36 protein-coding genes are annotated in these 22995 nt (G+C 40.1%); 17 read left to right on the forward strand and 19 right to left on the reverse strand.

Annotated features, from left to right (window positions below; translation table 11 throughout):
* The first annotated feature begins 7 nt into the window (after positions 1-7).
* Positions 8-1261, forward strand: a complete 1254-nt coding sequence (locus tag R7Q39_RS10685) for a transposase (RefSeq protein WP_318076096.1) — start codon at positions 8-10, stop codon at positions 1259-1261.
* Positions 1262-1627: 366 nt separating this feature from the next.
* Here the strand turns inward: R7Q39_RS10685 and R7Q39_RS10690 are convergent, their stop codons facing one another.
* Together R7Q39_RS10690 and R7Q39_RS10695 are read right to left on the reverse strand one after the other, a co-directional pair.
* A complete protein-coding gene (locus R7Q39_RS10690; protein ID WP_318076097.1) occupies positions 1628-1834 on the reverse strand; it encodes a hypothetical protein in 207 nt (68 codons plus the stop codon).
* A gap of 118 nt (positions 1835-1952) precedes the next feature.
* Positions 1953-2678: a hypothetical protein gene (locus R7Q39_RS10695; protein WP_318076098.1), complete on the reverse strand. Its 726-nt coding sequence runs from the start codon at positions 2676-2678 to the stop codon at positions 1953-1955.
* Positions 2679-2832: 154 nt separating this feature from the next.
* On the opposite strand from R7Q39_RS10695, the gene R7Q39_RS10700 reads away from it, so the two are divergent.
* Positions 2833-3594, forward strand: a complete 762-nt coding sequence (locus R7Q39_RS10700; RefSeq protein ID WP_318076099.1) for a hypothetical protein — start codon at positions 2833-2835, stop codon at positions 3592-3594.
* Between the two features lie 72 nt (positions 3595-3666).
* Positions 3667-3948, forward strand: a complete 282-nt coding sequence (locus R7Q39_RS10705; protein WP_045592441.1) for a hypothetical protein — start codon at positions 3667-3669, stop codon at positions 3946-3948.
* A 74-nt stretch (positions 3949-4022) separates the two neighbouring features.
* Here the strand turns inward: R7Q39_RS10705 and R7Q39_RS10710 are convergent, their stop codons facing one another.
* The 3 genes from R7Q39_RS10710 to R7Q39_RS10720 form a co-directional block, all read right to left on the reverse strand.
* Positions 4023-4412 (reverse strand): transcriptional regulator, encoded by a 390-nt coding sequence (locus R7Q39_RS10710; protein ID WP_318076100.1) that lies wholly within the window; start codon positions 4410-4412, stop codon positions 4023-4025.
* A 3-nt stretch (positions 4413-4415) separates the two neighbouring features.
* Positions 4416-4778 (reverse strand): DUF6516 family protein, encoded by a 363-nt coding sequence (locus tag R7Q39_RS10715; RefSeq protein ID WP_053318254.1) that lies wholly within the window; start codon positions 4776-4778, stop codon positions 4416-4418.
* 198 nt (positions 4779-4976) lie between these two features.
* On the reverse strand, positions 4977-5714 hold the full coding sequence (locus R7Q39_RS10720; RefSeq protein WP_053318255.1) for a glutathione peroxidase: 738 nt from the start codon (positions 5712-5714) through the stop codon (positions 4977-4979).
* A gap of 196 nt (positions 5715-5910) precedes the next feature.
* Here R7Q39_RS10720 and R7Q39_RS10725 point away from each other — a divergent pair, with 196 nt between their 5' ends.
* Positions 5911-6321 (forward strand): hypothetical protein, encoded by a 411-nt coding sequence (locus R7Q39_RS10725; protein ID WP_053318256.1) that lies wholly within the window; start codon positions 5911-5913, stop codon positions 6319-6321.
* 32 nt (positions 6322-6353) lie between these two features.
* On the opposite strand, the gene R7Q39_RS10730 is transcribed toward R7Q39_RS10725, so the two are convergent.
* The 6 genes from R7Q39_RS10730 to R7Q39_RS10755 form a co-directional block, all read right to left on the reverse strand.
* The gene (locus tag R7Q39_RS10730; protein WP_053318257.1) at positions 6354-6689 is read right to left on the reverse strand and encodes a hypothetical protein; all 336 of its coding nucleotides are present in this window, start codon (positions 6687-6689) and stop codon (positions 6354-6356) included.
* Between the two features lie 103 nt (positions 6690-6792).
* Positions 6793-7017, reverse strand: a complete 225-nt coding sequence (locus R7Q39_RS10735) for a hypothetical protein (protein ID WP_053318258.1) — start codon at positions 7015-7017, stop codon at positions 6793-6795.
* A gap of 5 nt (positions 7018-7022) precedes the next feature.
* On the reverse strand, positions 7023-7259 hold the full coding sequence (locus R7Q39_RS10740) for a hypothetical protein (protein ID WP_053318259.1): 237 nt from the start codon (positions 7257-7259) through the stop codon (positions 7023-7025).
* A gap of 12 nt (positions 7260-7271) precedes the next feature.
* Entirely contained in the window at positions 7272-7685 is a 414-nt protein-coding gene (locus R7Q39_RS10745) for a hypothetical protein (protein ID WP_318076101.1), read from the reverse strand.
* A gap of 141 nt (positions 7686-7826) precedes the next feature.
* Positions 7827-8036: a hypothetical protein gene (locus R7Q39_RS10750; protein ID WP_053318261.1), complete on the reverse strand. Its 210-nt coding sequence runs from the start codon at positions 8034-8036 to the stop codon at positions 7827-7829.
* Between the two features lie 154 nt (positions 8037-8190).
* Positions 8191-8535, reverse strand: coding sequence for a hypothetical protein (locus R7Q39_RS10755; protein WP_053318262.1), 345 nt, complete (start codon positions 8533-8535; stop codon positions 8191-8193).
* A 387-nt stretch (positions 8536-8922) separates the two neighbouring features.
* On the opposite strand from R7Q39_RS10755, the gene R7Q39_RS10760 reads away from it, so the two are divergent.
* Positions 8923-10533, forward strand: coding sequence for a hypothetical protein (locus R7Q39_RS10760; RefSeq protein ID WP_318076102.1), 1611 nt, complete (start codon positions 8923-8925; stop codon positions 10531-10533).
* Between the two features lie 77 nt (positions 10534-10610).
* Here R7Q39_RS10760 and R7Q39_RS10765 read toward each other — a convergent pair whose 3' ends face one another.
* The gene (locus R7Q39_RS10765) at positions 10611-11729 is read right to left on the reverse strand and encodes a hypothetical protein (protein WP_318076103.1); all 1119 of its coding nucleotides are present in this window, start codon (positions 11727-11729) and stop codon (positions 10611-10613) included.
* Between the two features lie 504 nt (positions 11730-12233).
* Here R7Q39_RS10765 and R7Q39_RS10770 point away from each other — a divergent pair.
* A complete protein-coding gene (locus R7Q39_RS10770; RefSeq protein ID WP_318076104.1) occupies positions 12234-13187 on the forward strand; it encodes a hypothetical protein in 954 nt (317 codons plus the stop codon).
* A gap of 109 nt (positions 13188-13296) precedes the next feature.
* Here R7Q39_RS10770 and R7Q39_RS10775 read toward each other — a convergent pair whose 3' ends face one another.
* Positions 13297-13914, reverse strand: coding sequence for a hypothetical protein (locus R7Q39_RS10775; RefSeq protein WP_053314127.1), 618 nt, complete (start codon positions 13912-13914; stop codon positions 13297-13299).
* A 220-nt stretch (positions 13915-14134) separates the two neighbouring features.
* Between R7Q39_RS10775 and R7Q39_RS10780 the strand changes: the two genes are divergently transcribed.
* The 8 genes from R7Q39_RS10780 (at position 14135) to R7Q39_RS10815 (ending at position 17015) form a co-directional block, all read left to right on the forward strand.
* Positions 14135-14497: a hypothetical protein gene (locus tag R7Q39_RS10780; RefSeq protein ID WP_318076105.1), complete on the forward strand. Its 363-nt coding sequence runs from the start codon at positions 14135-14137 to the stop codon at positions 14495-14497.
* 85 nt (positions 14498-14582) lie between these two features.
* Entirely contained in the window at positions 14583-14870 is a 288-nt protein-coding gene (locus R7Q39_RS10785; RefSeq protein ID WP_318076106.1) for a hypothetical protein, read from the forward strand.
* Positions 14871-14874: 4 nt separating this feature from the next.
* Positions 14875-15249 (forward strand): hypothetical protein, encoded by a 375-nt coding sequence (locus R7Q39_RS10790; protein ID WP_318076107.1) that lies wholly within the window; start codon positions 14875-14877, stop codon positions 15247-15249.
* Positions 15250-15369: 120 nt separating this feature from the next.
* Positions 15370-15546, forward strand: a complete 177-nt coding sequence (locus R7Q39_RS10795; RefSeq protein WP_318076108.1) for a hypothetical protein — start codon at positions 15370-15372, stop codon at positions 15544-15546.
* An 87-nt stretch (positions 15547-15633) separates the two neighbouring features.
* Complete coding sequence (locus tag R7Q39_RS10800) at positions 15634-15798, forward strand: hypothetical protein (protein ID WP_155399615.1); 165 nt, start codon at positions 15634-15636, stop codon at positions 15796-15798.
* Positions 15799-15823: 25 nt separating this feature from the next.
* Positions 15824-16513, forward strand: coding sequence for a hypothetical protein (locus R7Q39_RS10805; RefSeq protein WP_318076110.1), 690 nt, complete (start codon positions 15824-15826; stop codon positions 16511-16513).
* The gene (locus tag R7Q39_RS10810; protein WP_318076111.1) at positions 16506-16769 is read left to right on the forward strand and encodes a hypothetical protein; all 264 of its coding nucleotides are present in this window, start codon (positions 16506-16508) and stop codon (positions 16767-16769) included. The genes R7Q39_RS10805 and R7Q39_RS10810 overlap by 8 nt, the downstream gene beginning before the upstream one ends.
* Positions 16770-16856: 87 nt before the next feature.
* Positions 16857-17015, forward strand: a complete 159-nt coding sequence (locus tag R7Q39_RS10815; RefSeq protein WP_318076112.1) for a hypothetical protein — start codon at positions 16857-16859, stop codon at positions 17013-17015.
* Between the two features lie 234 nt (positions 17016-17249).
* On the opposite strand, the gene R7Q39_RS10820 is transcribed toward R7Q39_RS10815, so the two are convergent.
* Entirely contained in the window at positions 17250-17714 is a 465-nt protein-coding gene (locus R7Q39_RS10820) for a hypothetical protein (RefSeq protein WP_318076113.1), read from the reverse strand.
* Positions 17715-17980: 266 nt separating this feature from the next.
* On the opposite strand from R7Q39_RS10820, the gene R7Q39_RS10825 reads away from it, so the two are divergent.
* Positions 17981-18229: a hypothetical protein gene (locus R7Q39_RS10825; protein WP_038129362.1), complete on the forward strand. Its 249-nt coding sequence runs from the start codon at positions 17981-17983 to the stop codon at positions 18227-18229.
* Between the two features lie 118 nt (positions 18230-18347).
* On the opposite strand, the gene R7Q39_RS10830 is transcribed toward R7Q39_RS10825, so the two are convergent.
* The 3 genes from R7Q39_RS10830 to R7Q39_RS10840 all read right to left on the reverse strand — a co-directional run bounded on the left by R7Q39_RS10830 (position 18348) and on the right by R7Q39_RS10840 (position 19594).
* Positions 18348-18632, reverse strand: a complete 285-nt coding sequence (locus R7Q39_RS10830) for a hypothetical protein (RefSeq protein WP_318076114.1) — start codon at positions 18630-18632, stop codon at positions 18348-18350.
* Between the two features lie 364 nt (positions 18633-18996).
* The gene (locus R7Q39_RS10835) at positions 18997-19149 is read right to left on the reverse strand and encodes a hypothetical protein (RefSeq protein WP_318076115.1); all 153 of its coding nucleotides are present in this window, start codon (positions 19147-19149) and stop codon (positions 18997-18999) included.
* 37 nt (positions 19150-19186) lie between these two features.
* Positions 19187-19594 carry a hypothetical protein gene (locus tag R7Q39_RS10840; RefSeq protein ID WP_318076117.1) on the reverse strand — a complete coding sequence of 136 codons (408 nt, stop codon included), beginning with the start codon at positions 19592-19594 and terminating at the stop codon, positions 19187-19189.
* 167 nt (positions 19595-19761) lie between these two features.
* Between R7Q39_RS10840 and R7Q39_RS10845 the strand changes: the two genes are divergently transcribed.
* The gene (locus tag R7Q39_RS10845) at positions 19762-20658 is read left to right on the forward strand and encodes a hypothetical protein (RefSeq protein ID WP_318076118.1); all 897 of its coding nucleotides are present in this window, start codon (positions 19762-19764) and stop codon (positions 20656-20658) included.
* A gap of 51 nt (positions 20659-20709) precedes the next feature.
* Here the strand turns inward: R7Q39_RS10845 and R7Q39_RS10850 are convergent, their stop codons facing one another.
* A complete protein-coding gene (locus R7Q39_RS10850) occupies positions 20710-21144 on the reverse strand; it encodes a hypothetical protein (protein WP_318076120.1) in 435 nt (144 codons plus the stop codon).
* 138 nt (positions 21145-21282) lie between these two features.
* On the opposite strand from R7Q39_RS10850, the gene R7Q39_RS10855 reads away from it, so the two are divergent.
* Positions 21283-21642, forward strand: coding sequence for a hypothetical protein (locus R7Q39_RS10855; RefSeq protein ID WP_318076122.1), 360 nt, complete (start codon positions 21283-21285; stop codon positions 21640-21642).
* 82 nt (positions 21643-21724) lie between these two features.
* Here R7Q39_RS10855 and R7Q39_RS10860 read toward each other — a convergent pair whose 3' ends face one another.
* Complete coding sequence (locus R7Q39_RS10860; protein WP_318076123.1) at positions 21725-22618, reverse strand: hypothetical protein; 894 nt, start codon at positions 22616-22618, stop codon at positions 21725-21727.
* Positions 22619-22995 lie beyond the last annotated feature (377 nt).

Consider the following 22995-nt stretch of genomic DNA (forward strand, 5'->3'; position numbering starts at 1 on the left):
TGTTATCGTGAAAATAGAAAAAACCTACAAATTCAAATTAGAACCAACGTCAGAGCAAGCTGAAAAACTGGCTCAAATGGCGGGGTGTGGACGTGTGGTTTTCAATGATAGCCTTGAGTATGTTCTTAACATCATTAAAAAATCAGTGACAATCACGGACAAAAAGGTGCTTTATAAGCACCTCAATGATTTAGCTTTCAAAGACCGCAAGTTGCTTAAAAAGTCTTTTCCTAATTCTGCTTTTTTAAACAAACAATTAACGTCATGGAAAAAGCTCAATCATCGGTTATGGTTAGATAATGCGTTTACGGATTGTTTGCAGCAGCGCCAGCGTGATTTTGTCAAAGCGTTGGATGAATGGTCGAAAGGGAAGCGCGGATTTCCCGTATTTAGGGCACGAAAAATTGCTCATCACTCAACAATGCGGTTTCCTGCACCTAAAAAACAGATAAGCATTCAAAATAAGCACATTAAATTACCTAACGGTCTTGGCTTGGTTCGTTACCGAAACAGTCAACCTGTTATTGGTGAATTGCGCAACGCTACCGTATCGCTTAATGCCGTTGGTGAGTGGTATATCTCTATTATGTGTTTGGTTGAGATTGAGCTACCAACGCACGTACAGGGTGAAATGACAGGTATAGATATGGGTATCGCCAAGAACATGACCTTATCCACTGATTTTTGTGGAAATGAGGGTGTTTTTGAGGGTATCCATTCTTTCAGGGCTTATCAAGATAAGATAGCCATCGAGCAACGCAAATTATCTCGAAAGGTGTTGGGTTCAGAGAACTGGAAGAAACAAAAACTCAAAGTAAGCAAGCTGCATCAACGCATTGCCAACATTCGCAAAGACTACCAACATAAAGCTACATCTGAAATCAGCAAGAACCACGCAATGGTTATCTGTGAAGCTTTAAAAGTTGCAAACATGAGCAAATCAGCAAAAGGTGACAGCGAAAATCACGGCAAGAACGTAGCCGCTAAATCTGGGCTGAACAAGTCCATTCTAGATCAAGGTTGGCACGAATTACGCCGCCAGCTTGAGTATAAGATGCGCTGGAAGGGCGGGATTTATGGAGAAGTAAATCCACGCAATACCAGCCGTGAATGTGCTTCCTGTGGTCATACTGAAAAGGAAAACCGCAAAACTCAGGCAGAGTTTATTTGCCAGTCCTGCGGTCATTCAGATAATGCCGATAAAAACGCTGCTAAAGTGATCTTAAATCGCTATTTACGCGAGTTAGAACAAGCGGCATAAGCAATTAATCAGGTTCGGGCAGAGCCGTAGCGTCTGTGAAGTGAATTGCATTAGTGATCAGCAGCAGAAAGTTGATGATAGAGTGATTTGTCATCGCCTGTATTCAGGAATCACCGTCCTTCAGGGCGGTGAGCATGTCAATGAAATATGTTAAAGCAACTTTGGAAGAAAAAGGGCGAATTCTCGCCCATGTATTCGAATGCTTTCTCTTTCTTCTCGCTTTTCATTCCTATCGGTAATTCGAACCAAATAAGAAATCGGGAATACAGCAGTTCGGGCAGTACAGCGCATTACCCACGCGATAAGGATGATTGTCTGGTACTAAATGAATTACCATGCTTAACCCTCCTTATTGCTTCCGTTGCGTTAATGAATCCATTCAATAACAGAGAAACTACTATTAAAACCAAGCTTATGCAGTTCATTTCTAACCTTGTCTTTTGCAAGGCTATCACCCCAATATTCTTTGTTGATTTGCGTTTTCTCAAACTCAACAATTCGATCATGACGGTTGTCTTTATGGCGAGTTTTGCATGATACTTTTGCACCTGTTACATAAATTGCCGTTTCCATATCGATCCCCTGTTTTTCCGTTACCAACTTACATTAACCCAAAAGGGAACATGAAAATATCCTTTTTATATATAAACGAATAAATTCCTATGCTCCCTTTCGCATGAAATTTGTCAGCTTATAGTTGCGCGTCACAAGCGTTGCAGCAATCCGAGTCATCAAGGCAATCATAACGACCACCAGACAGATCTACTGAACCATTCGACTCGAAGCACTCGTCTTTACCTTCATACTGACCAGAAACAACAACATCATCGTCATCGTCTTTACTCACATATGTGCGACTAACGCTATCTTCCTGAGTTAGATCAGCAAAGCAGTTTGGGCATCGAGGCTTATCATCATCGACCCACACACCTTCTGGACTCATCAATACAGGCTTAAATGCCGATTTCATGTAGTCTACCATTTCAGGCTTGTCTGAATTCGACCAATGCTCAATTACCTCATGCATTTGACGTTCGGTACAGTAGTATTCAGCCTGACCACTAGAACGTAAACAAAACGCATGATATCGCTCAGCATTAACAATTTTGAAGCTGTGAACAAGATAAGCCCACTCCCATTGAGTAAGAAATAGGGAGGCTGAAAGCCATACATTCCCATTATTTACGAATAAATCAACAATATACTCACTGCCGCAAAGGTCTTTTTGTTCTGAACCATGCATCTTCAGATCACTAATAAGGTATTCAGCACCTAAAATAGAAAAACCATAGAGAGTTTCTTTATATCGCTTTTCAAGAACTTCACGAGCATCCTGGCTTGGATGAATGTAAATCGTATTTTTTACATTAAAAGTAGCGACCTTTTGTTCAATAGGGGTTAGCGAATCAGTTTTCATGGTGCCTCTTAAATGAGTAGTTAACTTTTATGTTTTCATTATACATAAACAGCAACAAGAGTAAATGTATTTTTTAATTATTAAATTATTGACTGTCAGATTAATGAATGTATAATTAATTACAAGTTAAAGAGTTCAACCATTGGGTATTCAAATGACTGAAGAAAACAAAGAATTACTGCACAAGCATTTTCGCATGGGACGCGGCAAGTACCGTCTTATCAGTATCTGGTCAGCGCCATCAAAAGCAGTGCTAGAATCAAACCCAATGGGCTACAACAAAATGATGGCTGAGCGCCCAAAATGCTGCAACATGGTTTGTGACCACTGCGGCACAGGGATTATTCATCACTTTATCCTTGAAGATGAAGACAAAGAGCGATTTAGCGTAGGTTCAAGCTGCATTGAAAAGCTCGGTCAATATGACTTAGTGACTGCCGCTCAGAAGATGGAAAAAGAGCGTCAACGTCAATTACGCCAGGAACGTGCAGAGAAAAAACGTGCGGAACAACACGCGAAGTACGAAGCTGAAATTGAAGAGCAGCGTAAAAAGAACGGCGGACTAACCGATCATGAAGTGTTGATTGAAGAGCGTAAGCAGCGTGAACTGGATAACAAAGAGAAATACAGCGAACTGTCAGCTCCAATCGTTGCGCTTCTTGAAAAGGCTGGTGGCAATTTCTGTTCTGATATGGCTGACAACCTACGAAACGGCTCTATTCCTTCAGGTGGCGCTAAGAGAATCGTTATCGAAGTAATGACTAAACAGCACACTGGTGCTCGTAAGAACAGCAAAGCTTACAATGCCGCACATCCAGAAATGGAAGCGTTGTTTGAGTCGGTAGAGGCTGAATTCAAAGTCATTAGTGAAGCGCACTATGCTTACCTGCATAAGTCATTTGGCTTCAACTCATAAAAACTTACACCCAATTCTGTTATATGCCCTATAAAAAGGGCATTTCATAATTCAATTTAGGAATTTAAACCCATGACAACTTTAACCTTAAATGAAAAACTCCTTACGGTTCTAGCCGCTCTTAAAGCAAAGCAAAAACTAGCCGTTATTGAATGCTCTATTGATGGTTTCTCAAGTGACTGGCGCAAGGTTTTGAAAGATTACTTTTTCAAACAGCTTTCAGATGAGCTAATTGAAGAGGTTGGATTGAAGAAAAATGAGTTTTGCCTAATGGCAGTTGAGCGCTTAGAAATCCCTGAAGAGTGGATGTTCACTAAGAGCACAGAACTAGATCAGTTCAGCTTCTCTTACTAAAAACAATGCAAATAATTAGAGCCGCACTTAGCGGCTCTTTTAATGCTTAATAAAGGATTGTTTTGCTAGAGTCCTTACGCAGCAACGGATTCACGCCTAACCTCATCCTCTAACGATTCACCCATAACAATCTCGAAATCAGTGAACAAGGCGATAGGTCTAGATGCTCGACCTTGCTTTTCCACACGAACAAAACCTTTAGAAGAAAGCGATTTGATTGTGTGAGACAAATTGCTAATACTACGACCACTAAGCTCTGCAAGCTCAGTAAGGTTATTAGGCTTTTCTCTATCCATTAGGATAAGCAGCTCTACATTTTCTTTGCATAGTAGCTGAGAAACGGCTGATAAAGATGCAAACCAGAATTTAGGCGTATTCTCTTTTTGCTTAGCCACTCCTTTTACAACATTAATCATGTGCTTACGGATTAAATCTTCTGACATAACACCGATGCGAGCTTTCATAATTTACCTTCTCTCAATTACAGCTATCGTTTTATCTATAGCCTCAAAAAAATCTTCAAGGAGCTTCTGGCAACTTTCAAATTCATACGGAACTCCCTTGTCACTAGCCGTTCGATGCTTATGATCGTACTCTTTGCGCTTTCCAGAGTATTTCGACCTTTTGGGAGGTTTTATACCATGAGCATTGTCGAAGCCAAGGATTCGCGTCCCATACTCATTGTGCAATGTGAGGTTATATCTAATCCCATGAGGTATATTCTCACTTTTTGCAACGCTCCAAGCCTCAATCTTCCACCAATACCCATCATCTCTAACCATCGTTTGACCGTGAAAATCAAGAAGAATATCTATGCCGTTATCATCCATACAACCCCTTACTTATGACCTAATCATAATATAGTTTTCCCGCTTTGTAAAATTTCAATCGAAATTCCTGTTTGGCTCTTACAAAACAATAAGATAGCTACATATAGACTAAACAATAACTGCCACTATATCAATTATAACCAGATGCAAAAGAGCCGCTTTCTCTTGCGGCTCTTGCTTTGAAATTGCTTGTGGTTGTTATGGCTGCTCAGAAAGGTAGCTGTCAAGCGCTTCACTACCTCCAATTAGCTTACCACCTATAAACACCTGCGGAACTGTAGTCGCGCCTGTAATCGCTCTTAGGCTCACTGTGGTGGCATCCTTACCCAAAACAATCTCTTCGTACTGCAAACCCGCATCAATCAGCGCTTGCTTTGCTTTTACGCAGAAAGGGCAGCTAGGCTTTGTGAATACCGTGATCGACTGTGCAACCTTGTAGTCTGGGGCAAGGTACTTAAGCATAGTATCCGCATCAGACACTTTGAATGGGTCGCCTGGCTCATTAGGTTCAATAAACATTTTCTCTATTACGCCATCTCGAACCAACATTGAGTATCTGTGCGAACGCATTCCAAATCCTAAGTCGCTTTTTTCAACTAGCATTCCCATGCCTTTTGTGAATTCGCCATTACCATCAGGAACAACTTTAATGTTATCCGCTCCCTGATCCGCTTTCCAAGCGTTCATCACAAACGTGTCGTTAACTGACACGCAAAGAATATCGTCAACGCCATGCTCTTTAAAAACAGTGTATAGCTCCGCGTAACGGGGCAAGTGCGAGGAACTACATGTCGGTGTAAATGCACCTGGCAAGCTAAATACGATGACGGTCTTACCTTTAAATAGGTCATCAGTGGATACATTTACCCATGCATCACCTTCACGAACAGGGAATACTACGTGTGGCACAGATTGTTTTTCTTTGGACTCAAACATTACTATTTTACCTTTTAATTGATTCTATTTTATTGGTTTACCATTACAGTATCCCAACTAATAAATCAAAGATAAATTCGATTGATTCTATCAAATCGATTGCTCAGACCTATTAATCACCATGCCATAAGAGTAATTTGAGGTTTATTTACTCAATTTTTGCGTGTAAAATTCACAAAAAATAAAGGAATAAACAATGAATAATGAAGATTTTTTCAATCAATTAATGAACTTTTCCACAACGCCAGATACCATATTCTCACTATGTGGCATCACATTACTTGCGGGTTTCGTTTATATGTTACTCAAAGTCATTGTCATACTATTTTATAGCTTTAACAACGCCCCTGAAGAAAGCAACGCTAAGTTCCCTAGCGTATGGATGCCAATTCAAACCGTATTCCTCATGCAACTAATCATAGGTGCAATGAAATTCAGCAGTCAGGATGAGCGATACACGACCATAGGCAATGTGTTTGGCTCAGCGGTTCAGGGCTATCAGGTAGCAGGGCTTTTCATAGCGGTAGTCATCATCTGCCTTGCCATTTCTTTAGCATCTGATGTAAAAACCTTTTTCCAATCCAATAAAAACGAAAAGCGAGCTTAAAAGCTCGCTTGTATTTTTATGGGGTCGGTAAATCAGACTTCGTATTTCAGTACCGCATTTCCATCCTTCATTTCCATTGAAGTAGGGTAAACGCGATCACCATCAAACCATAGTGTTAATGAGGTCTCACTTGGCACCTCTTCAAGCTCAGGAATCATTTCAGCAGCCAACATAGGATCTTGATTTGAGTTTGCCTTGCCCTCTGAATCAAAAATCACATTTAATTCAACAATCTTACTGCTCTCAATTAGGCTAGTGTCCACCATGTATACAGGGTGGTTGGCACTTGAATAGGGTACGTTGGCGTGTACCTCATTCGCGTCATTTTCAACTAAAAATGAGACGAGATCTGAGACATTAATGGACATACACTTTCCTTTTCATCGTAAACAAATAAACTTTTACTTTTTAATGACTCAAATATATATTAATAACATTAAAAGTAAAGAGTATTAATGATTAAAATTGTAGTTAGTCCACCTGTTTTCCTGGTTCTGAATTTGCTCGCTTGATAAGGACTAGCTCGCCCTTGTTAAGCTGACCCCAGTAATTACCGCGCTTGTCATGCACTCGGTAACGCCAATTAACCGCATACTCAGCATTACCGAACAAAAATCGCTCACCCGTTTTTTTAATCTCAATAAGGTCGCCCTCATTGAAAGCGACCTCTTCTCTTAGAAAGTTAGGATTTTTCATTAAACCTAACCTTGAGCTTCGATATTATGCGCAGCCCATACCGCTAAGGCTTGCAACTGCTTTGGCGAGAAATGACCATCGAGATGCACTTTTCCTTTTTCAAAGTCACCCACATCAAGCTCGCTATCCGCTTCCCTGTCAAAGTGAATGAAGTTATCAGAGCCTTTTAACTCAGCATCTGACACAACGGAGCATTCATTTTTCAGGATGGCTACAGCCTCATCATAAGTCATGTTTTCCATTCCAATTCCCTTTTAGCTATTAGCTGCAATGATTTCTTCAAGTTTACACTTAATCAGTTGATTAAGTGATGGTTCAATTGGCTTCTCTCTGTCACTTAGCTGTTCTTTCAGCTTGTTAATGGCGCGAGTACGGTTTTTCTCACGAGTATTGAACAAGTAGTTAAGCGGTTTCGGTGCCGCTTGAAACGCCAGGGAGATACCAAAGCCTACCAGATCGCAAATATGCGGTGCGCTCAGCTCCAGTTTTTTCAGGTACTCTTGAGCCATGAGAGGGGTAAGCTCTTTATCCATCACTGATTCAATCAGGGTGTGCAGAGCCGCTTGAGTCGAGTGCTCATTCTGGAAATTATCGACATGTAGGAACACATCGAATGCCTGCTGATTGTTCTCGACAATCAGCTCAGGAATAATTAAGTTAATTTGCATAAGCTACTCAGTTCACTTTATTTATTGACAGATTTTACCATAAATATCATTAATTTACAATATATCAAGCGTAATGATTATCATGAACCAATAGGTAAATGAGAGGGTAGAGCGACCCACTTATTGATCGCTCTCAATACATTACTCGTTATCCATCTCGATTTCGTAGAGCATATCAAGCGCATCCTTGTCGAAACCTTCTGCCACCAGCGTATCCATATTGGTATCTGGCTCATTGAAAAGGCGACATAATGCGTTGTGGTACAGCTCAATCACATTATCATTGACCTCAAGACTTAAACGCTCCAATACCTTGCGGATAACCTCGGTTTCTTGCTTATTAACGCTCATAAAGTTTCCTTTATTGATTTGATAACCTTTGATTATTATTATACATAAGCAAGGTCAAAATGCAATAATTTAATCATTAAAAACTCACAATCGCTGAGCATGTAGCCCAGCGGTTTAGTAGAGCAATTTTAATCGCAAGGGAACGCTGATAGGGCTAGGCGTATTTTTCTAGCAAATCTGCAAGCGCACCATTTTGTTTGTACTCTTTGAGCTGTTCAAAGCTAATCTGAGTACCACCAAGATCGGAGGTGTTATTCAAGCAGCTAATCGCATTAAAACCAAGTTTGTGCTTGCGTAGGTAAATGTATGCCTTAGAAAAGGATAGTGGTCGAGAAGAATCCTTTAGGTAATCATCTAGCACACTAAGGAAAGATTGCTTAGAGAAGCGGTAATCACCTTTTAACTCAGTCTCAAAAATCGAAATGATTTCATCGATGTCAGATTGAGCCAGCTTTGTTACGTCCAAAACTAGCGGTAGAGAAAGATATGAGCGATCCATTTTCCAAGCCTTTTAGTTGGTTATTCATGTATTTCTTATTTTCTATTATACATGAATGAAGTCACTGTACAATAATTTAATTATTAAAACTTATTTCTTGCCATCATTGAAATGTCAGTGAAATATCAACGAAGTACACCCTAATCAATCCTTAATAATCCTACAACTTTATTGACTGTTTCATGTGAAATTGGTAACTTGTTACCGTTCTCTATGCGATGTGTGAAAGAAAACATTGTTTGAACATGGTCACTGACCTGCCGCTCTCACTATGGCGAAACAAACTAATGAAATACCCAACTTAAACAATTGCACCTTTCACCATGTGCTTTTGTTGGTAATGAGAGCAACCAAAAGAAAAAGCGCGAAAAATTGAAGGATGACAATATGTTTTATTCCAAGCAGCAGCTTAATCAGATCACTGCTCTAGTTTCTAATGCCTTGCAAACAAACCTATCAAAAACACGCCATAAGATTGCTCAGCAAACAGGGCATAAGAGTTATGAAAGTCTTTATTCCACTTTGCCTGATAAAGAACAATCATCAAAGCCAGCTCTTCAAAGGGATATTGAATATTTTCCTAAGAACTACCTTTCACGCTTAACCGAGTTTGAGTACCCAACTCTTGATCGCAGTGAAATTGCTGAAATCAACGTGCTTACAACAAAAGACATTCAATTACTGTTTCAAGGGTTCATTTTTAGAGATCCTGATTGGGCGCTTAATAAGCTCGTGGTTGAAAGAATCCCATTGTACTACGATAACTATGAAAATCTTGATGCTGATAGCGTTTCAATCATGAGTGCGACCATTTTACCTGTCAATCATATTGCTCATGATGGTTCAAAACCCGTTTCTCAGATTAAACATGGACGGGAACACTATTACGGAACTTTTGCCCAGCACTTAAAATCTTCATTGGTGTTTAATGATAAAAACATGCTTCTGTCAAATCGTGATTTCTGCCAGGACTTGATTCTTTTTGGTTCAATTAAACAGTACAATTTCTTCTGTGAAAACCCTGAAATTGTTGTTAAGCACGAACTAGAAAACGAGTTACTTGTAAGATACATCGCTGAGCTAACCTATTCATCCACTTATGAAAAAGGCTCGATGTTGAGCTTTGGTTACGACATTAGAATTTTTGACGCGTACAAGAACGGCGAGACGCAGTTTTCTGGTGATATGGATAATCCTGCTAGTATCAACCATATCTCTCATCTATCTTCTCTCGCTGTATTTATGCCGCGTGATACAGAATGGAATATTTACCTTGAAGAAGAAGTTTTTTCGACGCTAAAGACACCGCCTGTTGATTTGTGTGATACGGAATTCTTTACACTATTTATGAGCGCCTTAGATGAGAATACTTCCCATTATTTTACTAACTTACTATTACCTCTTAATGGTGAAGAGTATTTCGGCAGATACGAACAATCATATCAGGTACATGCGCTATTCGATAAAAGCTACACCCCAGAAAAACAAGAAGTCGCTGTTCTCTATCATGGTAACTGGGTAGTTCAAATGCTAAGTAAAGTCTTTAACAGCTCAAATTTCTCTACCGACATCGGATTCATTCTTGATTTGTTAGAGGCTTTGGAAAAAAACAAGCTCGATGTTGATAACAACAAAATCACCGAATTCTTATGCTCAACGTTAACAGATAGAACTTTTATTGAAAGCAGCGATTTCTTTTTCTCATTGGACATTAAAGCAGATCTACCAGAACATTTTGCGTTACCAATCATTTCATATTTGGCTTTTAACGTATGCGAGGTACATCTTACTCATGTCTGGAACAATCAGAAACGGATTCAACACTTACTCTCTAATCTGGATGATCGGGTGCTGGATCTTCATTTCGATTTATCGCTATACCTAGAGCCTAACGATTATGACAATGACAATACATCTGAAGAATTGATTAAGCACAAATCAGCCCGTTCAATGCTAATTCATACTCTGAAAGTACATAACCAGCGAGCTGGCAAATAGCAGTTGCTCTCGTCTCATGGCAATAAAAAAGAGAGAAGGGGAAGCCTTTCTCTCTTAACTGCTCAATTAGCTATCTATCACGCCTTACGAGGCTTAACCAACTTCAACTGCCCGATACCCAGCTCACCTCCATCAAATGAAATGCAGAACTGCACACCGATTGGAACCGTGTATTGTTTAAACATACTGTTATTCATAATTAAGAATCTTACAGGCTCTTCTCTAAGATGATTAGGCAGAGATTTCAAAGTCTCAATGGCTTCCTTCCAGTATAGGATTGGGTCAGCAGCCGCATTCATTGTTGTTGCAACTTGGTCGAACCAATTCATCTGAGATTCGTAATCAATAAGGTAAGAGGAAATAGTGATTACACCTTCATTCAAAAGCATATCGGAACAAACTAAAAGCTCTTGATTTTGGTTTGGCATTAACGCACTGTTTGTCAGAAACACAGGCTGATCTTCAATCCCTTCACCCATCTTGATAAGGTCGTTATAGGTGAACGAACCAAAGTTATTGTGCATTGATTGAATACACCGCTGTAAGCGAGACTCTTCAGTAGGAGAGACGCACGATAGGATCTCGCTATTAAAGCTCAGAAGTCGCACTTTGCTCTTGCTAAGGTCAATAGTTTTGCTGAATTTGCCATCAACCCATAACGTCATAGAGTTTCTTGAAATAGACGCTTCAAAGGACACATGGTCGAGATACCCATCAGGTAATTGCTCATCACTATGGACGGTAATCACTTTCCCCTTAGAAAGCGCCGTTGCAGCAGTGCATACGTGAAGCTCAAAACCATTATCCATATTGTATTGAAGGTGATTTACAACGAATTCCTCATTACCCACAAGCACAGAGAAACAATATTCTCTATCATGCTCTGACTCTTCGATGAGGATGGTCATCATGCAAGAAAGCAATTCGAGAGTGATGTCATACGGATCATACTCATAAATACCAGCTTCAGTTCGGCACTCACTCTCAGTAAATTCGAACACTTCAGGAAGCTGCATAGACTCAACGAAGCTCTTTTCTGTCAGCTTTCCAGAGGCTTTCACCAGGCTAGCACTCGCCGCGTTTGTGGATGAGAACCCAAATAGCTTAGAGGCAATGACTTGCCCTTCAGACAGGGACTTGAGAGACAGACTTGTCATTAAACGCTTAGAAAGCGTTTTGAATGCATTTACATACATAGGGATACCTTAATATCTATGAAACGATGCCTGCTACCAGCTTCAAACACCGCATCAATGAAATTAAGATACAAGTGGCTTGATAAATATTAATTGAGATTTGGGACGCGGTAATCCGCTATAAGGTAGCTATCCTGCGTTTCTCAATGACGCTGATATAAGACTACCACAAGCCATGATTTATTACTATGAAATAATCTCTAAACAGTAAAATAATCGATATATATATCATACACTTTCATTTATTATCTATTTTTGATTAAAACGTATTGACTCTGCGCACTATCTATATATAATGGGCTTATCGTTGAGAAAGGCACTGCAAACGGGCAGATAGCTGGCAACGTAGGTTCAGAATCCCCTGCCACCTTCATAGGCAAAATTCGTAGCAGTTAATCACAATTTTTAAATACATAATTTTCTAATGGCGATTAACGACAAATCACTTAAGAAGGTAGAGTGTCCGACACTTTAAAAGTTAATTGCTGATTGTGGAGAATTACCATGTTTAAAAATGCAGATCACGCAAAGAAAGCGACTAAATCAATTTTCGATTTCTCTAAAGCTAACCCTAAAGCCAAACTCTCAGAGTTCCGCGAGTTCCTGGCTTCTAAGTTAAGCTACAATACGTTCCATGACCTCCTAAACAACGTCTCTGCACCTCAAGAGGCGAAAGAAATTCCGCTTTTAGGATTGCTCTCTGGTGATTACGCCGTACAGGTAAATAACACATCATTTGGCAGAGTCTTTATCATGCCTGACTCCATTGTAATTAATTATGATGTTGAGATTGATAAGAATGGCTTGTTTACTGATGAAAAATCACTAACGATTCCCCTAAGCCACATCAATAAAGCGAAGATTTTTGGCTCAAAGGTATTCCTGAAAGATGATTGCGATGAGCTGGTGGAGCTTGTTATCTACCTACCAATGAATAGCCATCAAGTTAAAATCACTACCAATCATGACCTAATCACTGTCAGGAAGTCTCTGGATAGTGGAGAAACAGAAGAGTACAGCTTCAGCAATGATCGCTCTGGTGAGCACATGGCAAAAGATCTATTCAAAAAACTCTTAGCGTCGTCAGTATCGAACTTTGATGAATACAGCAATGACGACATTGATGCTCTATGGAAAAGCGGCAGTGAGTCATTTTGCGCAGGTAAGATTGAGGTTGTCTACGAACTGGATTCTGATGATGACATTCTATGTAAAGGCGAATTAGCTGAGATTCAAATTGAATTTGATATTGAATCAGCATCTGTTAGTCAGATGGTGCATATTATTAATGACAACTACGATGAAGACTCAATTATTGACGGGTTAGAGGATGGTTCACTTAGTACAACGACTTGGCATGGAAATGGAATTCCTGAAATTACCATTACCGCTACAGGTGAGGTTGTAGGCATTATTCTGTCACAAGAGATTGAAGGCCATTACGACGAGTTTCGTTAATAAGAACTGAATACCAAAAACCAATTTAAAAAGCGTGGCTCTTGAGTCACGCTTTCTTGTTGCCAGTTCGATGTAATAAAAGGGCTTATCAACGATGAATAAGCGCCTATTACGACTTCCTAAGCCCACTCATAATCTTTTCAAGCGTTACACTTGCAGCTTTGTTCGCTTGCGTTGCAGCAACGTCATGAACATTAGAACCGATATTGCTTTGAGTCCAGATCACACCTGCGGTGAATAAACGAATCTTTTCTATTACCTCCGTGCGATTATCAAGACTAAACAGTCGTTGTGCGTCCATATTTAGGATGTGCGTCAGAAACGGCTCAGAAACAACCCCAAGGAACTCCATTGCCATTCTAAACTCACGGTTCGAGTCAATGGTGTAACCCTCTCTAACGTACTGCACACGTTCGCTTAGCTGCTCCATAGCTTTCTTGTATAGTGCCTTAACAAGCGGCTCTCGATAGAACATGCTAAATTCATTCGAAATAGATACGATTTCACGCAGACGAAACTCAAGCTGTGTGAGGTTGTTGATTTGCTGAATGCTATCTTTATTGCCCTCAATAACGCCAGGCAATTTAGCCTCTAAGAACTCACTTTCAAATGGCTGGTATTCTTCTTGTAGCACTTTAACGTACTCACGCGCCATCTCAATCGTCACTAAAGGGTGATCAACAAACGTCATGTACTCATTCGGACTGGTTTCATCTACTTTATTCACGCTTACTCTCTCATAAATTCGCATTCATTTTAACAAATAATATCAATGATTTTACTATTTACCTAGCACTTTACGCACATTGTAATTCACGAATTAACCAATAAATCATTTAGAAATTAATTTAATTTTAATTATTAAATTATTGACTTTTGAATCGTGCGCATGTATATTAACTACAAGTGGAAACGCAATCCAAAACGAATTAGTAAAGGGCATCACCATGAAAAACCAACAACCATCAAGCACTACTAGCCAACCTGAAATCACTCACATCTGGTTTCACAACTCTAAAAAGCGCGTATGGGATACACCACTTGATGAGCGTTGGGAAAAGCAATGGGAGAAGCTGGAAGTTGTTGGTGAGAACAACCGCAGTTACATCCTAAGCAACGGTGCGAAAGCCCCTAAGAAGCAAGAAAATATCAAGCTAGGCACTTTTGCTTACTCAGACGAGCAGCTAAAAGAAATCATCTGGCACCACAATAACAACCGCAAAATCGCTGAAGAAATCAAAGATCTTGCTGGTGGAAGCATCGAACTGACTCGCGAGCTAGAAGCTCTACTTGCTAAGTACAAAGGCTAGCAAAATCTTTCTTGGTAGGGCATGATTCACTATCATGCCTTACACCATTCAAAATCAGTAACATCAGAGGACAATAGGAGTCAACATGGCTGTCACTCAACACGAAAGAATTAAGTACACTCTGAGCTTCCAGGAAGCGCTTGAGCAGGTAATGGACGGTAAAGGCTGGGCGCAAGGCGAACAGTTTGCCGATGGCATTATCATGATGGAAAATGGCGGTATGTTCATTGATGGTCGTGATTACCTACACGCTCATGACTTTAAAGCTGAACGCGGCAACCAAAAGTCAGACATTCAGATCACTAAGAACTTGATGATGCAAAAGTTCCGCATCGTAAGCACTCAAGCGGACGCTGAACGCAAAATCAGCTAATCCCATGCCTATCTCAAACACCGCAAGCAATGTAGGTGACTGGACGTTTGCCGATTTAGACGACAATGCCAGAACTGAATTTGTTTGCGGTGGTTGCTATTATCTCGCTGTAACCCTCCACAAACTCACTGGTTATCCGATTTACGCGGAAATCGATGGTGATGACTTTATCCATTGCTGGGTAACTGACCCTGACGGTAACGCTATCGACATCAATGGGATTCATAACGGGAATTGGGCAAAGACCCCGTACTCTAGCGCAACCCCTAAAGGCTCTATCCTCAAGTACCACGCTCTCGACACCTTGGATAATACCGATCTACTTGAATGGGCTAGAGACTTGGTATTAAGCCACCCATTACACTTCAACCTAAGATAAAAATAGCTGGTTTTTAATAATTAAATTATTGACCTCTAATCTCAACAATGTATAATTGTAAACAATTAAGGGGGTAGGGCATAGCCACTATCTGAACCCAATTCAATAAAGAGGCTTATCATGGCTACACAAAAAGAAGTAATGTTCCTAAAAAATCGCGGCGCAGTAGAAATTTGTCAGGCGTTTGGTCGTGAACTAGATCAATACGGCGAGCTAAAAACTCGCGGTGAAGAAAGCATTGATGCATTCGTTACAGCTATCAACGCGCAGATTAAAGGCGATAAGAAAGCCTCTTAATCCATCCTTATCTTTAACTATTTTATTGACTTTTTATTCTTGTTTTGTATAATCAGGGAAAGCCCAATAAATAACAAAGGTTATCGCATGGAACGTCAATTAAAGAAAAGTCAGCCGCGTAAAGTGAAAGCGAAACAGGTAGTCCTGGCTAGCATCCTACTGGTTGGGCTGACCACTGGCAGCATTAGTGTTTACAAGGACTTTTGCGACTTTAAAGAGAAAGCTTGCGCTGGCTTATTGCAAGGCATGTAAACGGAAATATTGGTAACAAATAATCATGAGCAACACACGCATTAATCTTTCTGATTTGAAATCAGCAAGACTTCGTACCCTATTTACCTCGCACCTAAGAGGCGAAGCACTTGGCTCAACACTTTTCAATCGCGGCTATGTTTTGCACGAAAGAAAAGCTGAAACAAAAGCAGCCCTTGATTTTCTTGAGCCTGCTGCAAATAAAGAAAAGCTTAAATTAGCGTTTCTTTTCCTAAAGCCTCTGATTGAGATTGCGGCTTATCTAAGTCTATATCTGTACCTAAGCAACCAAGACGGCTCATGGTTGTTTCCAAAGTACGCAGGTCTGGTGACGCTTGCAGCCATTGTAGCCATGACCACTATGCAAATCACTGGCTCTTTGAGCGATAAGACTAACCAAAAGTATTACCTTCCATTTGGTTTAGGTTTCTTGTTTGGCAACCCCTTTTCAGATCTAAAGATCACGTACAGAATCGCAAACCTTGAAGATGAGGTAAGGGAATACAATGAAATGTGCTCCTACCTATCTCAGCACGAACGTACAATGGATTATGTTCGCAGCAACTACAAAGAATTCAACGGAGTCGAGAGAGCATTCGCTGATAACCTAATCAGAATTCGAATGAAAAACTCAGAACAGGAATTATTGATTAACAAGTTTCTTAGCGAAAGCAAAGTTATCGAAGGAACCACAGAGAGCGCACACCATGAGTAACATTATCGATGCAACTTTCGTTTCACAATGGGACGAAGGCAATGTAGAAACAACCTGTAAGGTTAATCTTGAGACTTTAGAAGTCACGGACATTGAGCAGAGTGACGATTCAGAAAACATGATCAACCTGCTTGAAGAAACGGTTGAAGTGACCATCAACGAAAAGTACGAAATCTACCATCCCGACCAAAAGGGCGATAAGTACTTCATCAAAGAAGCAGACAAGGCTCGACTACTCGCCCAAGTCAACGCATAACAGAACCACTCGATACTGGCAGCAATAAGCTGCCTTTATCAATCTAAGTAGGTAATAAGACCTATAACCACCATAAGAGAAAACATCATGCAGTACCAAGAATCCAATAAGACAAGTAACAAAATCACTAAGCAAGATTTAATTGAATTCTGCGCATGGGTAGGTATCTTCGCAGTATGCGTATTCTTTGAATTGCATGACAAGGTAGATGACAAAATCGCAACGCTATCTTTATCGTTTGTATAGAGAAGCAATAGATGATCGTGTATAGGAATAATACATAGGGAAAGACACAACACTTACAGAGAATGAGCTGACCACATCCCTATAGCAATCAGCTTAAATCACATCCTAAGCACGAAGATGAAAAAAAAGGGCAACCATGCCAACTAACTTACTTTGACCGCTTACAGTGCAAATGGGGCGCAAATAGAAAGGGTGTTACAAGTAATACCTATAACACCCCCAAACAAAACTACCTTATCGCTCTAAACCACTCACTGACTTTTCAGGTTCATCATGAATAACGTCATAAGTGATAATCTCCTGGATACCGTTAGCTTCCTCAATATCAATCAAGTCCCTATAGACGTAATCATTGCAAGTGACGTTCATGTTAACCACTTCAAGCACCTTAGCTAGAATATCGGCAGTCTTATCACCATTACACTTAACGTCTTTAATCTCTACAGGGATAATAGCGTTAAGCCTTACATGGTATCCATCCTCACTACCACCTTCATTGATTTCATCGATAATCTCAAAGGTCGATTCTGCCCTTACCACGTTAGACAGGGTAATGTGATCTTTCATAATAGGATGTCTTACCCTTACCATCGTATCAACAATCTCAGATGTCCTATCAAGGATCTCAGCAAACTTATCTTTGCCCAAACCCTTAACACATACTGGTAGAGCAATCTTATATTCACCTGAAAATTTCATCTTACTTCTCTTTTATTATTTATTTTTCTTATTATATCAGTCCAAACCCAACAAATAAAACTCTATTGCTGGTGGATGTTCATAGTACAAGCGATAACAATGAGGATATGGCAGATACAGTATAAGCATTGATTCTCAATGCAGAACCAATTGGCTCTTCTTTACTATGCCTCTATGGTCTCTCATTTAATTAAATTATTAAATTTACTTTTGAGCTTGTTTGTGTATAATAGGGACATTAACAATAAAGCCCAAAGGGGAACGCCATGTCTATTATCACTTTTGAACAACGTCGAGCTAGAATGACTACGCCTGAAGACGTAAACAAAGAAATCAACCTGGCTGCTGCCTATGCCAAGTCCCTACATACAAAGGCTAAGACTTGCCAAGGCACACTAGCTGAAAAGCTGGCTATCAAAGATAATGCGAAGAAAGCTGATGAAGTGACTCGAAAACTTAAGCTACAGTCTTTCGACATCGAAGATGAACTGAGAGCGGAAAGCCTGACTCACTAAGATATAAAGGCTCTAGGTGAACTGGAGCCTGTTTAAGTTACTCGCTGTAGTTTGGCTATAGCGAATACTTGTTTGACACCAATAGAAAAAGACACACCGTGACAGTGTGCCTTTCTCATTAGTGAAGCGTTTCCGCCTCAATGATGTTAATGAACCGTCTTCTTTGAGGTTTAATTGTCAGATCCAGCGTAAGCTCTCCCGAGTTCGCCCAGCGGTCAAAACACCCCTTAGGCTCGCTAAATTCAACCACATTACCATCTCCGATCACACGGAGGTAACGATCCCCAAAATCGACTCGCTCGTAATCCCTATCAACAACAAGCCCAAGCCAAGCGAAAAGCTCGCGTGTGCTCATTTTGGTGTTCTTACGGCAAAGCTCAAAAACACTCATTTCCTGTTTCATACCCTACGTTCCTTTTAATTCAAAATTAAAAGGTCGTTAGCTCAGTGCAGGTACGAGACTCATATTATATATAAAAAAGCCAACGGTCAAGCATTAAATCTAAAGAATTTCAATTTCTAAATAACCACTTACCATTCCTAGAAATGCCTTAAAGTTTCTTTTATGCAAGTTCCTAAGATGCTCAGTGCTGCAATCGTAAAACTTAGCCACCTCAGTCAGACTCCTTGCACCAAGATCCTTTGCAACCTCGCTTGGCAACATGGATTGGTATCCGCGATTTGAGTATTTGAAATCATTTAAAGCCACAGTAGCCACCTAACCATTAAAACAAAAGGAGAGCCGCTACAGCCCTCCTAGTGAACAATCAGAAACAGAACTTGTCGATTGCCTGCTCTGCGTAAGTGAGAGTCGTAAATGAACCGAAATCATTAAAACCTTCTACCGCGTAGTTGCCCTTATGCACACCACACATAACCAAGTAGATCTTGCGACCTCTGTAAAAGTGTTCTTTCTTCATTCTAACTCCTTACGTTAGCAATCTAATGAATTTGGGATTAAGCCGCTACTTTTGCTTCAAGTGCGCGTTTGAAATGAGCCAGTAAAGTATCTACTTCACCTTTCATTTCATCGGCTTCAACTTCCATCTTGAACGGGTCAAACTCAGTGTCATCACCGTTGTCGTAAGCGTTCATTGCATCTTCAGCAGCTTGAGTGTGAATAGCACAGCCTTCAACCTTGCTACGGCAAAGCTCTACAGCAGCATGAAGGCACATTTCAACCTCAATGTCGTTACCGTCTTCGAAAGTAACTTTAGTGCGAGGTGCTTCAACCGCAAGCTTAGCAGCTAGGCTCTTAGCCTTCTCATTGGTGTAATGGCTTAGGTTAGTAGGGCTAACAGCTTCCAGTTGCTCTACAACTTTTAAGACTTCTCCGTACATTTCAGTTTTTTGTGCTTTATTCATTTTTATTGTTCCTTTCTGACTGTTCGTCTTTAATATAATGCCAATATTATTGGTATTTTGAGCAAAAATCAAGTGTTTAGGTAAAATTTTTTATTCTTATTATATGCAGTGACAGATCCAAGTAAATATGGTAGTATTTTGCAAAATTAAACAGTAAAGGTTTATCCATGAATAATGACCAAGCAACACTAATTGAAGACGCCATAAACGCTTGCATCTTCAATACTGGACTCAACTTTGAAACAGTAGACACCATCATGTCTAAAGTTAAGGGCGGGGATCTGAGCTTCCATATGGATACCAGACAGGGGCGCTTCTTTGGACTGTATAGCGAGAAACCCATCTATGAATTTGAGTGGCTACATGAGTTCACTCGCACATCATTGATTGATTCCAATATTAGGGAGCTAACCAATACCAATGACCCTCGAAACTTCATTGATGGCGCTGTAGCAAAAGAGAACACGATTTTCTACATGCTAAGCCAACGATTCATCCTGGTTCAGGACACATCATCTACCGCTAACGACATTGTGGATGTGTTGAATCGCAAGAATGTAAGAGCCTCAAGCAAGTTCATTAAGGCTATTATCGACCAGGGCGAGGGAAAGTTCGTGCCATTTAACCTACTGGTGTTTACAGGTGAAAACCTCCCTCTATCTCATTTCAGTCAGTTAAACGGACTCTCTAAGTGGTACGAGAAGAACAACGGAAAGCTCTTCATTGTCAATGGCGGTCATGTGATCAGCGAATCAAATCCGCTGGTGGTCTTTAAGAAGCTTGTGAGCAATAAAAACTACCCAATTACAGATGACCACAAAACTCTCCTGAAAAGCGCTGAGAATGTCTGTATTGGCTTTGACTCCAATATGGAACCATTGACCATCGACATCATCACAGTAACGCCAGAGCTTATTACAGCCGCTAAATCGAAAGATGATAATGGTATCTATGTAGAGCTTTGCAATGTCGATAACGGATGGATTCGTTTTCTTGAGTTAGGCAAGTCCTATGATGCTTTACGCTTCACTGAGTTCGATAGAAAACTCATCAAAAACATCTAACAAAAAGGGCAGCTACTTAGCTGCCCTTTTTAGTCCGATACCGTCACTCACTCAGACTGGACTCGTAACACTAAAGTAAGCGTTACCCAAAACGCAGTCACGTTTGTTCACAAGTGAATTAACCGCTGATTCAATACTAATCGCAGACATCTTGCTTGCTGAAGAAATCAGACGTTGCGGCATTTCAAGGACGTAAGAGAGCTTCTGGTTGATGCACTCAATCTTAGCCATATACGAGATCGTAAACTCAAACACCTTTGCTAGAAGCTCAGTCTCTTGGAGACTTTCATAATCCGAATGGCAATACTCCGCAGCCATTTTCAATGAACTTGCCAGCGTGGTTGCGATTTGCTGACGATATTGCTGCACTTCAGCGTTAAGCGAACTCAATTCCTTCTCAAGAAGAGCTTCAATCTCAGTCATAACAAGCTTTGCTTGCTCACCGTCTAGCATAAACAGTTTTGGCACTAGTGATTCGTTTGGCATGGCGCATACTCCAGTTTCAATAATTGAATTAATTATATACACGTAGAGCTGAAGGTCAACATAAAATAATTAACTTAAAATTATTGACTCTTTTTCTTATTGATGTATTATTTATGTATTAGCTTTAAAGGTGACTACATGAACGAAAAGACACTAGCTATCATCCTTCAAGCTACAGTAAAAAATGCTGTTGGTGTTCTACAGGGTGTTGAGGCACACCAACTAAAAGAGTTTCTTATTCTTGAATCCAAAACAAAGATCAAGAAAAACTTGGCTACTGAGCAGGTTAAGCGAACCAGTCTCGATGGTGAGGTTCAAGTCAACCTAACCTTCATCCCTGGTGATGAAGATAAGCGCCTGGCAATGATTACTAAAGTTAAAGATGAGATCGTAAAGGTTCAGGCAGAGACTTTACAGGAATTGCAAAACGCATTGCTGCTCGTTAATGAAGGGATTAGCAATACGGTGGTATTCACAGAGGATGACAAAGAACATTAATTGCTAAATAATTCTTTACTTTTATGCCTTTTTAGGTATACTAGAAGAGTGGGTTAGGGGATAACCCACTCGTCAGATGGAACTACATTCCTAGAGATGATTCTCTTGAAGAGTCTTTCTCTTTTACCTTAGAGAGGTCGATAACATTTCTAATTTCGATTGCGTCAGTATTAAAGATGACACCGAAGTTTTCATCTGGATGCGCCCTAGCTACTGACAAGTCTCCAGGGTTTTGCTCATACTTGCAAACCTCTTCATGAAACACTTTTGAATAAAAGTCTACATTTCCATCGGTTCCAATTACCGCAATGGTTTCAGACATGTTTCGGATCATTTGCCACATATTATTGCTTCTTCTCATTGTCTCAAGAACAAAGTGTTCTCTTGATTTGCATGTGGCAAATTCTTCGTAGACAAGATTGCAAGGGTCGATAAAGTTATTAACGTGTTCTTCAGCGGTATCTTTCCAGCAGTCTGGATCGTCATATTCATCAGGAGATACATCATCCAAGAAATCTGGTAGAACAGCGTTTATCTCATCGAAAGCTTCACCTTCTGAGGGTGCCGCGCCATTTTCTTCCCATTCAGAAGCGAAATTGTAGATTGCTGAAAATATTCTTTCCTCATCATACCCATTAATCTCGTAAACCCTAGAAATAACGTTGTTAATTATTTCAAGCCAAGATTCCGTGTCGATGTAATCTGACTCTAGATCATCAATAAAGCCATTATGCTCTACCTTTAAAACGTACACGTAACCAGGATTTTCTTCATGAGATGCATGTAATGAGGCTTGCTCTGTGTTTACCCCATAGTATGCATAAATACCAGAGCCGTAAATGTCATTACTATTGTTTGAAAAAACAACGTCCTCATCAAGCGCAACTACCATTTTTTTATCACGTCTAATCCTTCCATTAAACAACTGGAATTCATCAATTTTGTTTGGAGAGCCGTGCGTAAATAGAGATATCATAAATCTTCCCACATCATTATTTATTATTTAATAAATATTTTACCGCATTGAGCAGTCAAATTGGAAGCATTCTTTTATTGATGACTCACCAAACCTATAGATTTAAAAAAATCAGAGATTTTATTTGACATATAAATTCTGAAGTAATAATATCTCCACATCGCCTAAGGATTCTCTTAAGTGATTCAAAAGTGTTTGAAAATGTGTGTTTGTGTTGGGAACAGGAAGGGGTGCCTTCCTGTTCTTTTTTGTGCGTAAAAAACAAAATCGACACAAGTGTCGATAATAACATTGTAGTTGTCGCAAGCGACAACAGTAGCATTGTAGCTGATGCGAGCATCAGCAGTAGCGTTAAGATCAAAAAAGCCCACAACTAA

Source organism: Vibrio sp. 947 (genome assembly GCF_033339115.1).
Taxonomy (GTDB): domain Bacteria; phylum Pseudomonadota; class Gammaproteobacteria; order Enterobacterales; family Vibrionaceae; genus Vibrio; species Vibrio alginolyticus.